At 47.0% G+C, this 15,794-nt stretch carries 17 protein-coding genes and 1 pseudogene; 5 read left to right on the top strand and 13 right to left on the bottom strand.

The genetic code is table 11. From position 1 onward, the window contains the following. Nucleotides 1-43 precede the first annotated feature (43 nt). Complete coding sequence (locus ABT58_RS15370; RefSeq protein ID WP_047875307.1) at nucleotides 44-607, top strand: PhnA domain-containing protein; 564 nt, start codon at nucleotides 44-46, stop codon at nucleotides 605-607. A gap of 57 nt (nucleotides 608-664) precedes the next feature. On the opposite strand, the gene ABT58_RS15365 is transcribed toward ABT58_RS15370, so the two are convergent. From ABT58_RS15365 to ABT58_RS15345, 5 genes and pseudogenes are all read right to left on the bottom strand, one after another. Next, nucleotides 665-1,333, bottom strand: coding sequence for a YdcF family protein (locus tag ABT58_RS15365; RefSeq protein WP_047875306.1), 669 nt, complete (start codon nucleotides 1,331-1,333; stop codon nucleotides 665-667). A 186-nt stretch (nucleotides 1,334-1,519) separates the two neighbouring features. Next, a complete protein-coding gene (locus tag ABT58_RS15360; RefSeq protein ID WP_047875305.1) occupies nucleotides 1,520-2,059 on the bottom strand; it encodes a YaeQ family protein in 540 nt (179 codons plus the stop codon). Between the two features lie 297 nt (nucleotides 2,060-2,356). Next, nucleotides 2,357-2,620: pseudogene (locus tag ABT58_RS23790) on the bottom strand (GIY-YIG nuclease family protein); the annotation flags it as partial. 204 nt (nucleotides 2,621-2,824) lie between these two features. Beyond that, a complete protein-coding gene (locus ABT58_RS15350) occupies nucleotides 2,825-3,496 on the bottom strand; it encodes a YceH family protein (protein ID WP_047875304.1) in 672 nt (223 codons plus the stop codon). A gap of 380 nt (nucleotides 3,497-3,876) precedes the next feature. Next, entirely contained in the window at nucleotides 3,877-4,824 is a 948-nt protein-coding gene (locus ABT58_RS15345; protein ID WP_047875303.1) for a diguanylate cyclase domain-containing protein, read from the bottom strand. Nucleotides 4,825-5,106: 282 nt separating this feature from the next. Here ABT58_RS15345 and ABT58_RS15340 point away from each other — a divergent pair, with 282 nt between their 5' ends. The 3 genes from ABT58_RS15340 to ABT58_RS15330 all read left to right on the top strand — a co-directional run bounded on the left by ABT58_RS15340 (nucleotide 5,107) and on the right by ABT58_RS15330 (nucleotide 9,108). Further along, complete coding sequence (locus ABT58_RS15340; RefSeq protein WP_047875302.1) at nucleotides 5,107-5,559, top strand: DUF3069 domain-containing protein; 453 nt, start codon at nucleotides 5,107-5,109, stop codon at nucleotides 5,557-5,559. Between the two features lie 199 nt (nucleotides 5,560-5,758). Continuing rightward, nucleotides 5,759-8,152 (top strand): fatty acid cis/trans isomerase, encoded by a 2,394-nt coding sequence (locus ABT58_RS15335; protein WP_047875301.1) that lies wholly within the window; start codon nucleotides 5,759-5,761, stop codon nucleotides 8,150-8,152. 290 nt (nucleotides 8,153-8,442) lie between these two features. After that, nucleotides 8,443-9,108, top strand: coding sequence for a cytochrome b/b6 domain-containing protein (locus ABT58_RS15330; protein WP_047875300.1), 666 nt, complete (start codon nucleotides 8,443-8,445; stop codon nucleotides 9,106-9,108). A gap of 92 nt (nucleotides 9,109-9,200) precedes the next feature. Here ABT58_RS15330 and ABT58_RS15325 read toward each other — a convergent pair whose 3' ends face one another. From ABT58_RS15325 to ABT58_RS15300, 6 genes are all read right to left on the bottom strand, one after another. Beyond that, nucleotides 9,201-9,512, bottom strand: coding sequence for a hypothetical protein (locus ABT58_RS15325; RefSeq protein ID WP_047875299.1), 312 nt, complete (start codon nucleotides 9,510-9,512; stop codon nucleotides 9,201-9,203). A gap of 49 nt (nucleotides 9,513-9,561) precedes the next feature. Then, nucleotides 9,562-10,155, bottom strand: a complete 594-nt coding sequence (locus ABT58_RS15320) for a hypothetical protein (RefSeq protein ID WP_047875298.1) — start codon at nucleotides 10,153-10,155, stop codon at nucleotides 9,562-9,564. 195 nt (nucleotides 10,156-10,350) lie between these two features. Further along, nucleotides 10,351-10,818: a P-loop nucleotide/nucleoside kinase family protein gene (locus ABT58_RS15315; protein ID WP_047875297.1), complete on the bottom strand. Its 468-nt coding sequence runs from the start codon at nucleotides 10,816-10,818 to the stop codon at nucleotides 10,351-10,353. An 82-nt stretch (nucleotides 10,819-10,900) separates the two neighbouring features. Next, complete coding sequence (locus ABT58_RS15310; RefSeq protein WP_053063103.1) at nucleotides 10,901-11,467, bottom strand: sugar O-acetyltransferase; 567 nt, start codon at nucleotides 11,465-11,467, stop codon at nucleotides 10,901-10,903. Between the two features lie 219 nt (nucleotides 11,468-11,686). Beyond that, nucleotides 11,687-12,058, bottom strand: a complete 372-nt coding sequence (locus ABT58_RS15305; RefSeq protein WP_107204996.1) for a DUF2195 family protein — start codon at nucleotides 12,056-12,058, stop codon at nucleotides 11,687-11,689. A gap of 83 nt (nucleotides 12,059-12,141) precedes the next feature. Beyond that, complete coding sequence (locus ABT58_RS15300; protein WP_047875295.1) at nucleotides 12,142-12,591, bottom strand: c-type cytochrome; 450 nt, start codon at nucleotides 12,589-12,591, stop codon at nucleotides 12,142-12,144. A gap of 323 nt (nucleotides 12,592-12,914) precedes the next feature. On the opposite strand from ABT58_RS15300, the gene ABT58_RS15295 reads away from it, so the two are divergent. Continuing rightward, nucleotides 12,915-13,742, top strand: coding sequence for a DUF2797 domain-containing protein (locus tag ABT58_RS15295; protein WP_205625325.1), 828 nt, complete (start codon nucleotides 12,915-12,917; stop codon nucleotides 13,740-13,742). Between the two features lie 103 nt (nucleotides 13,743-13,845). Here ABT58_RS15295 and ABT58_RS15290 read toward each other — a convergent pair whose 3' ends face one another. Both ABT58_RS15290 and ABT58_RS15285 read right to left on the bottom strand, forming a co-directional pair. Then, nucleotides 13,846-14,535: a putative ATP-dependent zinc protease gene (locus ABT58_RS15290; RefSeq protein ID WP_053063102.1), complete on the bottom strand. Its 690-nt coding sequence runs from the start codon at nucleotides 14,533-14,535 to the stop codon at nucleotides 13,846-13,848. A 167-nt stretch (nucleotides 14,536-14,702) separates the two neighbouring features. Then, the gene (locus ABT58_RS15285) at nucleotides 14,703-15,593 is read right to left on the bottom strand and encodes a phosphotransferase (RefSeq protein ID WP_047875392.1); all 891 of its coding nucleotides are present in this window, start codon (nucleotides 15,591-15,593) and stop codon (nucleotides 14,703-14,705) included. Between the last annotated feature and the right edge of the window lie 201 nt (nucleotides 15,594-15,794).

Genomic DNA, 15,794 nt, shown 5'->3' with positions numbered 1-15,794 from the left:
CTGTATGGTAAAATTAACCATTACACATCTACGGACTAATCCTATGAGTATTGAATCAATTGTTAAGCAGCGTTCAGGCGCAAAATGTGAACTTTGTGCATCTGAAGATAACCTAAGTGTTTATGAAGTACCGGCTTCTCCAGATAAAACAGCCGGCAGCTGTGTGATGGTTTGTGGTACTTGCCGTACTGAAATCGAAGATGCAGAAACGCTAGATCAAAACCACTGGCGTTGTCTGAACGACAGCATGTGGAGCCAGGAACCAGCGGTTCAAGTAATGGCTTACCGTATGCTTAAGCGTCTTTCTTCTGAAACTTGGGCACAAGATCTTCTAGACATGATGTACATGGAAGAAGATAAAGTTGAGTGGGCTGAAAAAGGTCTACTGGCTGACGAAGACAAGCCACGCGATGTAAACGGCGTTGAACTGAAAAAAGGCGACGACGTAACAATCATCAAAGATCTGCCAGTTAAAGGTTCTAGCATGGTGATCAAACAAGGTACTGCAGTACGCGGTATCAACCTGACTAACGACCCTAAACACGTTCAGGGTAAAGTTGACGGTCAGACCATGTTTATTATTGCAGAATACTGCCGTAAGAAATAAGGTACTTTGGGTAGCCGCTATGGCTACCCAACCTTTTCACGTTTATCCTCTGAACGTTCAGCCGGTTTTTCTTACCGGTTCATCCAGCAATAAATGTTCATTAAAGCCCAGCGCCACTAACGCTTCAAACGCCTGCCACACCTCATCCGGCATCGGTTGCTCAATGGCAAATCCGTACGACGGGTACACTTTAATGCGCTGCAAATCCCCCAGCATCACGTTAATCACATCGCTGTAAGACAATTGCTCATTCGGATAATTATCAAAACTGATCGATGGTGACGTCACGGTGACGGTTTTACCCGGCCACTGATGCATGAACGTTGCGTAAGTCCGACGTTCCATGAAAGGCTTTTGCACCAAAATCAGGCGTTGTGGATCCAGCCCTTTTTCAGCTAACAATGCTTGTGTGAATTGCACGTTCTCGCCGGTATTGGTGGATTGCGATTCAATCAGAATAGCCTCTTCGGGTACACCCATGTCCATCGCCACAGTGGCGAAGGCTTCTGCTTCTGAGCGGTCAAACACTCCCTGAGTCAGGGCGCCTACCCCGCCAGACATCACGATATATGGCGCGTAACCGTCGAGATAGAGTTTCGCAGCATGTTCAGCGACACGAATGTCGTTACTGCACAAGACAAGAATGCAATCACTTGGTGTGATTTCATGATTGAGTAGATGGTAGTTCCATACCTTGGTTGCCAAGGCATGAATGTGGGAAGACATGGCAATACTCCCTTGCGTATATTCACAAAAACCCAATGGCGGCTGAGCGTCACAATGCACCACAGCCGTCATGCATAGTAGGAATATACCCTAGATTGACCACAAATGATGACTTTTCAATGACACCCGTGATCCTGTCTTCCCGATTTTTGCCTTCTTTTGATCAAAAAGGCGAAATGTATGTGCTTAGCGGTGCCACCACTCAGGGGTCAGCGTGCAGCTTTTCTCGCCGGCACTCAGCCAACCTTGTTCGCCTTCAATCGTCAGCTGAAGCTGCATGGTACGCTCAACCATCGCTTCGAGTTGCGCCAGTGTCGCATCATCAAAGAATACAACAGACACATTACCAAACTGAGTGATTTTGCTCTTGTTCTGCTGCCACCAGACTGGTGCTGCGTTGTCACCGTATGCAGCGATGATCACTTTATCGGCTTTGTGCGCGGCTTTTTTGATACGTTTTTCATCTGGCAGGCCCAGATCGATCCAAAGCTCAACATCGTCTGTCAGGCTCTTCGTCCACAGCGCAGGTTCGTCTGCTTCACACAAGCCTTTAGTGAATTGCAGTGATTCGTCTGCATTCAGACCCCACATCACCAAACGCAGCATTAAGCGCTGCAGAGTTTCTGATGGGTGGCACGCTAACGTGTGTGACTGATCCAGATAAACGTGACGATCCAAATCGGCGACGTTAAATTGCGCTTTGTAGATTGTGGCTTTCAGTGCCATGGTGATATTTCCTGATATTACGTGATGACTTTCCCGCCATCAGAGGAATAAAGATGGCCTGAGTGTACGGGCAAGCACGCACGCGTTCAATTTGTTCTTGCAACGCACTCTCATTTTTCTGTCTTGCCCACAAACAGTTGATTAAATTAGCAACAGTTACATTTATTAAAGATACGTTGGCAGCCCCGAAACAGACTTCACCGCCGGCTTTTTCTTTTCTGACGATTTTTTCTTTTCTGACCGTTTTTTCTTTGCCACTTGCTCAGCCATGACATCATGTACACACCGTTTACCGATGATCAGTTGCTCTTTGTGTTTTTTCGCCAGTTGTTTAATGCGATATTCCAACTGCATGGCATAGCGTTTATCCCCTACCGCTTGCGACCAGGCTAATGTCAGGGGTCCTTTGCCTTTCAGGTATTTCGCCCCTTGCGGTTTGGATTGATGCTCCGAGAAGCGACGCGCCACATCTGTGGTGACACCGCAGTATAATTGATTGGCAGCAGTCCTAATTAAATAGACCGACCAAACAGCGTCAACTTTCGCCTTCGCGCTGTCTATTAACTCCGTACTCTCAACTGCCTCTGTGCTCTCTTCCACTTCTGACGATATGGGGGCTTTTTCTTCTTGCGGTTTACTACACATCATTTTCTACCTGTTTTGTCGCACTGCCGTCTTACAGAAAGCAAAAAGCCCAGCAAATGCTGGGCTTCAATATTTTACGCAATCTTCGCGTTTACGTGTAGCGTTGAAAGCAATCAGGCGTTATGCCGTCAGTGATTCAAGCAAGGCTTTGAGTTCCGCCACTTCTTCTTTCAGTTCGGCCACTTCATGTTCCAAGGCTTCAACACGCTCCAGCGCCGCTGAAGAGACAGCAGCAGGCTTGCTTGCTACCGACGCCGCTTGCAACGCTTCTACATCCACTTCCCCGCAGAACAAGTGCATGTAGCGGCAATCGCGCTTGCCTGATTCTTTTGGCAGTTTCACAAGGAATGGACCTTTCGCGTGCGTCGTCAAACCATCCATTACCGCTTCCGCTTCTTTCACATCCGCAAATGTGCACAGACGGTTAGTACGCGTACGAATTTCACCGGCTGACTGCGCACCACGCAGTAGCATCACGCAAAGCACGGCTTTCTCTTGTGGAGAAAACTGGAACGTACTGAATTCAGTATTACAGAAACGATGTTGATACTTCGCCACACGGCTACCAAAGCCTGCCGTGACTTCCTGAATAAAGCGCTTGGCTTTCAATGCTTCGACAGTATCTAACACCGTGGCTTCATCGAGAGCCATTACCGGTTCACGGCTGCTTTTTTGATTACACGCCGTTGTTAATGCATTCAAGGTTAGCGGGTATTGATCAGGCGTTGTTACTTCTTTTTCTAGCAGACAACCCATCACGCGCGCTTCAATTTGAGAAAAGCTAATATCCATGATCTGCACTCACCCTTTTTACAAACAATACGAATTCAACTGGATATCTACATACCCATATCAATATTAATCTACTCTGACATCCTCACCAGAAATGAGCCGAAATCAGAGAGATATACAGTGGAATTCGCACTGGGCAGAAAGGAGAGTAGCACGGACGGGATTAACGACAAGCACAAAGTGAGTCATTTGCTGTTAAAAACAGCAAATGACTCCGAAGTAAAATTTTTTTGTTAGCCAGATCAAATAATTGAATTTTTGTTACGCTTTTTTCACGCCAAATAAGAGAGAAACCTGTTGCTTATTCGTATGGCGTCAACAAAGCCGAACTCTGGCAGCTATCAGCGGCCGCTATCAACTGATTCACGTCATGAGCGGCATCACGTAAATTCTGCTGCAACAAAGCGATTACGACCTTGCTCTTTGGCCTTGTATAGCACCTTATCCACGATCTCATACATGTTTTCGGCCGTTTCTAGTCCTGTCGGCACCCAAGACACCATGCCTTGGCTGACTGTCACGGTATCGGAAGTCAATGATTGTGAATGCGGGATCTCCAACTGGCGAATCGCCTCTTTTAAACGTTCACACTCTCGTACAGCACGGGTTTTGTCGCAGTTACTCAGCAAAACAACAAATTCTTCCCCGCCATAACGGGCCACCAGCTCACCGGCACGGCTAAATTGTATTTTCAGCTCTTTCGCTACCATTTGCAGACAGCGATCCCCTTCCAAATGGCCGTAGTGATCGTTAAATGGCTTAAAGTGATCCACATCGATCATGATGATCGTGAAAGGAAAGTTATTTCGACCATGCCAGGAAATGAACTCATTCAGCTTTGTATCGAGATAACGTCGGTTAGCAATACGTGTCAGGCCATCTTCATTGACTTGCTGTGACAACATTTCATTGGCGCTCTCCAGCTTAGTCGATGCCTCTTTTAATTGATGGCGCATATCGGCAATTCGCTGCATGGCTTTCAACTTGGCTGCCAGTACAATTTTATTCACCGGTTTCACCAAATAATCGTCCCCGCCCATATCAATGGCTTTAGCGATCATTTCCGGCTCATCATGCCCACTCAGGAAAATAATGGGTACCCATTCCGGATATAACTGACGAATTTTCTCGGCGACTTCCGTACCTGACATGTCGGGCATGCTGATATCTAATAGCAATAGATCCGGATCAAACGTTGAATAGCGATCAATCGCCTCTTGCCCCGACGACACCGCTTCGACCACATGCCCCAGGCGTTGCAGACGCATCGCCAGCTGCATACGCTCTATGTGAACATCATCAACCAGTAAAATCCGCATTGCTTCCATGTAGGTATCCTATTGATCTATTGGCTATTCGCATAACGTATTTATAGCACAGCTTCAAAAAGAACCCAGTTTTGTTCCATGATTTCAGCTAAATCTCACCCCTAACGTGATAAAGCTAACAGGTTTGCCCACACACTTGCGTGAAATGACTATTATTGCTAAGTATGCAGTTATAGTTACGCAATGTACGTGTAAATGTATACAACGTACGGTTACTGTTGACATTTATTCAAAGGGCTATAGGATTCCCCCCCTAAACAATTCATGCTGTAGGAATTAGCGATGTCTGATATCGAAAACAAAGAAGAACAAATCGTTGAAGAAGTGACATATACACTGGAAGATTGCTCACCTGAGCTACGCCATGTGATCCAATATGAAGAAGTGCCTGAAGAGCTTCAGGACATGCTGATCAACGTTTACAAAGCTTCTGAGCCAACTTCCCGCGAAGCATGGAACCAGCTACCAGCAAGCGCACAAAACGTACTGGACAACTTTGAGCAGTTCCACGCGCTAATCGCGCTAAGCCAGAGCTACTCAGGTATTGATTTCCTAGGTGAAATGCAAGAGACAGAGAAACCTTCTGACATGACTGACGAAGAGTTCACTGACTACAAAGCAGTCATGCTAGACAAAGTGCTACACAACTGTGTTAAAGACATGTGTAAGCAACTGAAGAAAGCCCGCCAGAACCCACCAATGAAGCGTGAGTTCCAGGACATCTTCAAGAAGTAATACCCCACAGGGAGCACGCGCTCCCTGTTTTTTTATTATCGAATTCCTCTTTTCTTTCATTCACCGATAACGCCGCACCATTGAATATCGAGCTTGTTAAAGCACTATTCAGCGCCTATCTGTTTATATCATCCTCGGTTTTGGGTGTTCATATATACTTATACCCATCGTTATCACTTTGTTCTTATTAAGTCTTTTCATGTCCCGATTTTTATTTCATCGAAAGCGCTTCTTACTCGTATTGCTCTGCCTCGTATTTTCTGGCTGTGCGGTTTACGCCGGACTGACTTTTGATCAGCTTTACGGTAAACCGGCACCTCAGCCACGCCTTGCCAACGCATTGTCACCACAAGCACAATACTATCTCACTGAAGTAAAACCCTTATTAGAGAACCGCTGCGTAGTCTGTCATGCCTGCTACGATGCGCCCTGTCAGCTGAAACTCTCTTCAGCGGAAGGTATCGACCGGGGGGCCAACAAAACCAAGGTCTACGAAGGGACACGCCTGCTCGCGGCCAACACTACCCGCATGTTCATTGATGCACAGACCACCGAGCAGTGGCGTAACATGGGTTTCAATGCGGTCCTGAATGAGCGTGAACAATCGCCAGAAGCCAACACCCAAGCCGGTGTCATGGCGCGTTTGCTACAACTGAAGCAGTCTCATCCCCTGCCGGATCAAACCGTGCTGGATCATGATAAATGGGATTTCTCGCTCGATCGTGACCAACAATGCCCAACCATTGAAGAGATGGGCCAGTATGAACAAAACTACCCGGAATGGGGCATGCCGTATGGCTTACCGCAAATCAGTGATGCGGAAAACACCACACTGATGAATTGGCTTTCTGCCGGTGCCCACATTGCCAGCGTGCCTGCGCCTGATGCCGTCACCTTGGCAGACGTCGACAAATGGGAAACGTTCCTAAACGGTGACAGCCTGAAGCAACAGTTGGTCAGCCGCTACATTTACGAACACTTGTTTGTTTCTCATCTGTATTTTGATGACCAATCCTATGATGACAAACACAAACCGGTTTTCTTTAACTTAGTACGTTCACGTACCGCTCCGGGCACCCCTATCGATATTATCGGTACTCGTCGTCCTTACGATGATCCGGGGGTGAAGCGTGTGTATTACCGCTTCCAGCAAGTACGCGAAACCATTGTGGACAAAACCCACATGCCGTACGCGCTGAACAACGCCAAAATGTCACGTTATAACGCACTGTTCTATGCCCCAACCTACACGGTATCGGCACTTCCCGGTTATGCGCCTGAATTAGCGGCGAATCCAATGGAAGCCTTCCGTCAGTTGCCGGTGAACAGCCGTTACCGTTTCATGATCGACAACGCACAAAACACCATCATGGGCTTCATTAAAGGGCCGGTGTGTCGTGGTCAGTTGGCGCTGAACGTGATTAACGATCGCTTCTGGGTGTTCTTTGTGGATCCGGCCATGGCGGATACCCCAAGCGTGGATGCCTTCTATCAAACTCAGGCCCATAACCTGCGTTTACCCGCAGAGCACGAAAGTAACACTCTGCCGATCCATAACTGGATCAACTATGCCAAACAACAAGGTCGCTTCCTGCGCGCGAAAAATGCGTTCATGAACGACACCTTTAAGCATGGCGAACACCTGACCACCGACCTGATTTGGGATGGCAATGGTGTGAATCCCCACGCGAGCTTAACCGTGTTCCGCCATTTTGACAGCGCCACAGTTACCAAAGGCTTGGTGGGTACTCAGCCGAAAACCGCTTGGGTTATCGACTACTCGTTACTGGAACGCATTCACTATCTGCTTGTGGCCGGTTTTGATGTGTACGGCAACTTTGGTCACCAGCTCATCACGCGGATGTACATGGACTTCCTGCGTATGGAAGGGGAATCGAACTTCCTGTCGCTGCTGCCTGCTGATGTCCGTCGGCAAGAACTGGCTGATTGGTACCAAGGGGCAAACCAGCACTTGAGTGACTTCCTGCAAGGTGACATCAATGCATTTGATCAGCCAACGGGGGTGAAATACACCACGGCGGATCCAAAACGTGAACTGCTCGATCGCCTGAAAACAAAATTGGCACCGGTCACACCGCACCGTTATGACTTCCGTGAAGCCCCACTCTCTGCCCAAGCGATCACCGCACTGTCAGAGATTGATCGACTACACGGTCAACGCGCTACACTGCTGCCAGAGCTGACGTTCATCATGGTCGAGCCAACGAATAAAACACTGGAGCCACAGTTGTTTACCTTGGCCCGCAACAGTGCCCACAAGAACATCTCAAGCCTGTTTGATGAAGAATCTAACCGTGTGTTTGCCAATGATGACGTCACTTTAGTCCGTGGCTTATTGGGCAGCTACCCAGGCGCTTTCTGGCGTGTGAAAGAATCTGAATTGCCGTTACTGGCGATTCAGGCGAAACATCTAGAGAGTGAGAAGGATTACCGCGCATTACTGGATAAATTCGGGGTGCGACGTACTGAGCCGAACTTCTGGGCATTCAGTGATGAACTCAATGCGATCAATCAACATGACCAGCCCATTGAAGCCGGTTTGCTTGATTATAACCGTATCGAAAACCGCTGATTAAGCAGGACGTATCCACGACCTCACACACTGATAAAGGGCCGACTCGGCCCTTTTCTTTTCTCTGTGCCTTAACTACCTCGACGCAAGCCCGCATTGACCAGAACTATATCGGTATCTATCTGAACCTACCGGAACCATACCGGGACCTACCGGAACCACTCTGGAACCACTCCACAGGAAAAGGGAATGAAATGTAAATCAATGAAAATGAGTTACTGCCATTGTGTAACTTATGAGTAAAATAATCCCGAGTCGTCAATGTCATACACGATCGCAGGGAGAGCATCATGACAACATCCACCACTAAGTTACCGGTTTGGGATGGATTCATTCGTGGATACCACTGGCTACAAGCATTATCGGTATTGGGGTTGTGGTACACCGGCACAGAAGGTTTGATGGACTGGCATTTCTCCATTGCCTACTTTCTGATGGCGTTGTTACTCACGCGTCTGATCTGGGGCGTTTTTGGCAGTGACACCGCCCAGTTTGAACAATTTGTTCGCTCCCCTCGCACCGTATTCGCATACTTCCGTCATCCCAATACCACCACTCAACACGGTCATAATCCAGCAGGTGCCTATATGGTCTTGTTCTTTATGCTGCTGTTGCTATCGCAATTGGTGACGGGCCTTTTTGCCAATGACGACATTATTTCGGAAGGGCCACTGGCTTATTTAGTCAGCAGTGCCACCAGCAGTGAAATGACACAACTGCACGCACTGAATTTCGACGTCCTGCTTGGTGCCATTGGCTTACATGTCGCTGCTGTGTTCATCTACTTACTGAAAAAAGATAACCTGATCACGCCGATGATCCACGGCAAAAAGCCGTCACAAGGGCTCCCTGCCCCGCAATTACGTAACGGAATTATCGGTTGGGTGATTTTCTTGGTGATTGGGTTTGTGATTTATAGCTACTGGGCGAAAGACGTGGTGGTGTATTTGTTTTGATGGCAGGTATGGGTAGAAAATAGCGTCAGGATTTCAGGTGCTAGAGGCACAGAATAACGACGCTATTCACATCAACGAGCATCAACCCATCATCAGAAGATGCTGTCAGATTCAATCAATACGTGTTTTTCTTTATCGCTGTACGTATAGATACTCATACCCAAACTTGAAAACTCAAAATATCCACAATGTTCGGTGAAAACGGCAACTTCGTTTTGCTCTCTATTCAAGATAACCAGTGCATCATTAAACTTGCAGTAAGATTCATCTTCAAAATAGAGTTCTACATAATCAGCAGAAAAATCGTGGCAATATAAGCCCGATGTGGCAATCTCTGATGCACTACGTCCTAATGGTTGGCTGAGTTGTTCAGACCATTTAGCCACAAGCTGTTTATTCATCATTGCACTTAACCTGTAAGGGATCTTCACTTTAACGTCAAATTTTGAGGATTTAGCGCATCCACTTTCCACTTGGGATATGAATCTGTGCCTTTTGTGTACCGTCTTTACTGATCAGAAAGATCGTCTCCGTAGATTCATCGACTTTTGTTGCTTGCCAATCAAACTTTGTCGTAGCTTTAGTCAATGTCTCTAATGCCTTGGGATAAGCTGATGCGGCTAGCTCAATCGCCGCATAATCAATTTCTTGACCAATAAATTCTGGATAGACAGGCGAGTCAAAATCAACGTCCGCATAAATATCACCGTTCTCGTTACGGCTAAAATTCAATATTGGGTAGATACACTCTTCAAATCGGTCAATTCGCCATGTGCCACTGCTCGACACGTGACCTTCAGTAATAACGACAACATAGCCTGGTTTCCCTGACTCTATCTGCTTGATATGACGCAAACGCTCTTTTTGACCTAATCGGGTGTCAGCAGGATCGCAGGCATAAACCATCCCACGCTTATCTTTCACTTCTTCTGCCCAAATACGCAGATACACCCCTTTTTCATTTTCTGAACCCCATGACCACTGAACGTTTGTCAGTGGCGCGGAAAGGTTTTCAGCAAAAAAAGCAGACATTGATTTTGAATTCATACACAAGCTCCATTTTATCGCCACGTATTTTATCGCAAGTGAATCCATTACGATAATGATTCTTGATTCACTTTCACTATGAATGCATATTCTCTTTGTCATTGATGAATGAAACTGTGCGACGAAACTATGTGATGAAACCATGCGGCGAAACTATGGCAACGGAACTATGGCGACGAAACTGTGCGACTTTGGCTAGACCCAAACAACGTCCTCATTGGGAGTAGGGACTTCAAACCAAGACCAGAAGAGATCGAGCATCTCTGGTGTCATCTCAAAAGACTTCCCCTCAAGATCCGCATTTCGCGCTAGTGCCCTTTGCTTACAGGTATCAAATGGGACATCCAAAAAATGCAACTCATTGTTAACGCCCATTCGCGATGCCCAATCAACAGCGGTATCACGATCAGCTTTGCGCCAATAACCCACATCGAAAATAACAGGGATCCCAAGAGGAATAAGCTGTAATGCGGAATCTTGAAACAGCTGTAGCAGCGTCGCTAAACGGCGGTCGAACAGTTCACGATCCATGTGTTCGCCGTAAAGCGGGATCATCCATTCATCAATAGAGAAACGAAATCCCCCCACCTTTTCTGCCAAGGCTTTAGAATAAGTGGTTTTACCCGAACCGATAAAACCGCATACAAAATAAATCTGCGTCATTATGCCTCTTTCAATAAGGTCAACGTTTCTCGAATTTAGCAACACGCTTTCAGCGCCAAACTTCTACACCAAATCTCTGCCATTAACCGTTAATATGCTCTTTCACCACGCGCGCAGGGTTGCCGACGACCACAGTATGTTCAGGCACATCTTTCGTCACCACACTGCCCGCCCCCACAACGGCACCGGTACCAATGTTCACACCCGGTAACACAATCACATTGGCGCCAATCCAAACTTTGTCGGCAATATGAATGGGCTTGGCAAACTCTTCGTAGGTATAACGCGTTTTGGCATCTAACGGATGGCCAGCAGTACACAAGGTCACATTAGGGCCAATCATGACGTAATCACCGATAGTGACTTTGCCACAATCCAAAATGACGCCATTGGTGTTCATGTAGAAGTTTTTACCCACCTCGATGTTATAGCCATAGTCACAAAAGAACCGGCCATTGATGCTGGATGTTTCATCAGCCTTGCCGAATAAACGCTGTATCAGGGCATTTTTCTCATCCCGATCAAAACAGGTGCTGATTTGGTGGCACAGCTCAGCCGCTTTCATTCTGTCGTCAGGTAAGCCTTCGGTGTCAGGGTCGTACAACATGCCTGTGATGAAACTTTTTTCTCTGTTGGTTAGCGCATTCATGGTTATCATTTTTCTTTAAAATCAGGATCGATACCGACTCTAGCATAAGTCATAAGCTATTGATGTTAAGTGGGTATAAGTCTCTGAACATGCGCCACAATGACTCCTATCCGTAATAAGGCGCCGTCACTAAGCGGGCACAAAAAAGCCGACGGTCACGTCGGCTTCTGGCATCCCATTGAACAGATACTCAAATTATTATTTGGCAACTATTTAAAATCAGTATGAACCACACCTAATATCAAGAGTCATATTTTCCTTTTGAATATTATTTATGGTGTTATCAAATGAAGTGACTAATGCTATTTTTCTTGATTCTTTGACTGCGAAATTTTCATCCAAGATGCCATCAATACGAATGTTAGCCATTGCTGATTTACAACCACAATACCCAATGACTTTTTTGACATCTATAGACATATCAATCAATGTTAAGTTCTTATATGGGTAAGGTTTACTAATATCAAGTGACACACACTCTGAAATATCATTATTTATGACTGGTGAAACTTCATCTTCACCAGCATTAACAAACAGTGGTAGCATTAACACAAACAAAGCAACATATCTAATCGACATCAGTACTTCCATTTATTTTCACACTTTTTAGATATAAAAAGCCGACAATCACGTCGGCTTCTGGCATCTTTCGTTATTGCTACACATAGCAACAATTACTTGTATTTGTAATCACTGTGGCAAGATTTACAGTTCTTCGCGGCCACACCAAAGGCTTTCTTGGTGGCGCGTTCATCCCCTTCAAGAGAGACTTTCGCCAGCTGGTTCATGTCGGTTTGGAACTGAGTCAGCTTGGCATTAAACCCTGACCAGTCAGACCAAATGGCTGGCTTGGCTTTGGTGGTATCACCCGCCTCAGCCCCTTTGAACTGGAACGCTTCTTCCGGCATTTGTGCCAACTGGGCGATAAACTGTGCGCGCTGGCTAAACTGCGCCTGATCCCAGTCTTTACGGCCTTTTACCATGTTCGCCATGTCACCAAAGTTGGTGGCGATCATGCTAAATGCAGCCTGACGGTATTCAATCGCTTCACTTGGCTTTTCAAACGGGCTGGCGATAGCGCCGGCAGCAAACAGCATTCCCGCTATTACGATGACTTTCTTCATTGACTCACTTCCCTATTATTGTCGCCTTGAAGGCATTTGTGGCTGAGGGGATAAGCACACGTATCCTTTCAGCATTGATGGGTATTTCGCCAAAATGATAGCAAGTTGCCGATCATTGTAAATATTGTGCACCCTCATATTACAAACATTTACATAACCTCTTCGCTACACCCCCTTTCTCGTGCGATAAACCGCTTGCACCATGCAATAAACTGCCTTACTTGTGGCAAATTGGGATAGTTTCAGTGCATCTAAAAGGAGGATATCGGATTCTTGCAGCACAACCGCAGCGAGGCTGGTATGATCTAACAAAACACACAATAATGAGCAAAGTCATGCAAGGAACGTTAAGTAAACTGCACTCCCAGCTTGGGGATGTGGTTGAATACCATCTGCCACTGGGCGATCAACGCTTCGCCTTAAATCCGCACATTGGTCAGCCAATCAGACTGACTTTCACGGGCAACATCTTCTGTGATGCGTGTGGTAAGAAAACCAAGAAGAGCTATTCACAAGGCCATTGTTTTCCGTGTATGAAATCACTGGCGCGCTGCGACATGTGTATCATGAAGCCGGAAACCTGCCACTACGCCAAAGGTACCTGCCGTGAACCACAATGGGGTGAAACCCACTGTATGGTGCCGCACTATGTGTATCTGTCGAACACTTCTGGCCTGAAAGTGGGCATTACCCGCCACACGCAGCTGCCTACTCGTTGGATTGACCAAGGCGCGACACAGGCGTTGGCGATTTTGAAGGTGAAATCCCGTTACCTGTCAGGTTTGACGGAAATCGCTCTGGCTGAATTAGTAGCCGATAAAACCAACTGGCGCGCGATGCTAAAAGGCGACAATGCCGAAATCGACCTCAAAGCCGAAGCGGCGCGTTTACTGCCTGAAATTGAGCAGCGCATCAGCGAGTTATTGGCGGAGTTCGGGGAAGATGCTATTGAGCGTCTGGATAACGACATTGTGAATATCCACTACCCTGTGCAGCAATACCCGACCAAGATCAGCTCTCACAACTTTGATAAAAACCCTGTGGTAGAAGGCGTGTTACTGGGTATTAAAGGTCAGTACCTGATTTTCGACACAGGCGTGATCAACATTCGTAAGTTCACCAGCTACGAAGTGAGTGTGGAAGCGCTGTAAGGTGTATTCACCACAGTGATCACAACACGTATCCCATAAGAAAACGGCTGCTTCGGCAGCCGTTTCTGTTTTATTGAAGAAATAGCAGAATAGCGTAATAGTGCTATTTGACCTTCGGCTGCACAAATTGCCGCTTAGTATCGACGATGGCCACATCACGAATAAAATTCACGCCCAGCACAATGCCTTTACCGGCCTTCAGCACAAATTCTGTCAGCTCATTCAGATCACCCAACTTGGCGCGCAGTTTCACCACCGCTTCCCGATCTTGTCCGTTTTTCGGTTTCATCCAGCGCTCTACCGGCAACTCGACCTGCTTGCCGCCCGTTTTAAATTTCACCCACTCTTTACCATCACGCTCAAAGGCGGTGAGACCGGTCACGCCAATGCTCGACATCGCGGCCCCTTCGTCCACGGTCGCTTTCACAGGGTTGTTCGCTTGCGGAAACATCACCCACTCTTCACGCCCTAAAATGAGCTTACCATCAGGGGTGACTCTCACCACAGGCTGCGGTTTTGGCTTAGGTTTCGGTGTTTCCGGTTTAGCGATCAGAGGTGGCGGTTCCACCGCTTTAGGAGGAAGAGTGACTTCAGGTTCAGGCAACACAGACTCAGACGGCGTGCTTGTGGGTGTCGTTTTTGGCGCAGTGGTTTCCCCTTGGCTGGGGGGATAGATCATACCGTCAGGCATCATGTCCGGATCGGTAGTGGCTCCTTCCTGCTGCGATGATGTGTTTTGCGCGCAACCAGCCAACAACAGGACGGCAGAAAGCCAAGCAAGGCGTCGGTTCATTGTTTTCATCCCTAAATCAGTCACATGTTGCTATTTATGATAGATGAATACAAAAAATGCGCCTAAAGCGGCGCACAAATCTGACTGCACTGTCACTTTCTTGTTGAACAGCGCATTCAACAAGAAAGTACCAGGCGAGAGGGTTAGCAGTGATTGATCATAAATGATCAGTGATGCATTGCCTGATGGAAGTGATCGAACTTCTTTTGCAGCCACGCTTCATCATACCAACCCATATTGCGGCTGTGTTTGGCATCATCCCACAGGCTGAAGTACCAACGGCGCAGCTCAAAACCGTCTGCCAACCGGCAATGGCTTTGATAGCATTCCGCCAACTGTAATTCAGGTCGCACATCATAAAGATGAAAAAGATCCATCTCACGGTGCTTATACCCCACATCACACGGATCAAGGATAGCGGACACCTGATAGGTTTTTGGGTCAAACAGTACATTCCCGATATGGCAATCATCGTGGATCAGTGAAGATTCCGCAGACGCCGTCGATAAAATGTCGTTTTTCATTTCCCAAGCGCGTCGGTACGCCTGTTTAAGTTGCGGTGAAAAGGGCGAACCGGTACTCATCACATAGCGATACACCGGCCCCATCCAGCTTTCAAACGCGGAAGGTAAATCCTGTGCAAATTTGTCCTGCCCGATTTCAAAACCTTGATCGGCATGCTGCTCATGCAAAGTAAACAATAACTGCAGATAACTTTCCCGGAACGCGGCAATGGCTTTGGGATCATTCGGTAAATGATGCGCTGGCACGCCATCGACCCATTCCATCATCAGGTAGTTATAGCCCTCTTCCCGCCCGAAAAAGAGCACGTTTGGCACAGTGCACGAAACTTCCCGTCGTAGGCGCTCAAGTCCTTCTAGCTCTTTTGCAAGTCGCCCAATTTCGCGTGAAAACTTCACGACAACACGACCTTGCTTTGAAGAAAGGAAAACCACCCAACCGTAGAAGGTTTCCTCTATTTCACTTAAATCTGGAGCCTGTCGGAACATTGTCTTGTAGGCAAATTCAGCGATCTGTTTTAGCTGTTGCTTATTCACCTGCACCCCTTCATTACTCTTGCACTTTCATTCCCCCTAGGAATAACCCTTAAAACCATGAATTTTCAAGAATTATTCGAAGGCGCCTTGAGTAATACAATACCTTGCCAGGCGCCATTTTTGGGTCATTAAAGTCAATAATGAGCGAGGGATCTCACAAAAAGTTGTTAATTGGCGCGGATCATTATCAATCACAAATGT

Source organism: Photobacterium aphoticum, from assembly GCF_001029435.1.
In the GTDB taxonomy this organism is placed as follows: Bacteria; Pseudomonadota; Gammaproteobacteria; order Enterobacterales; family Vibrionaceae; genus Photobacterium; species Photobacterium aphoticum.
This window is presented reverse-complemented; position numbering and strand designations above follow the sequence as displayed.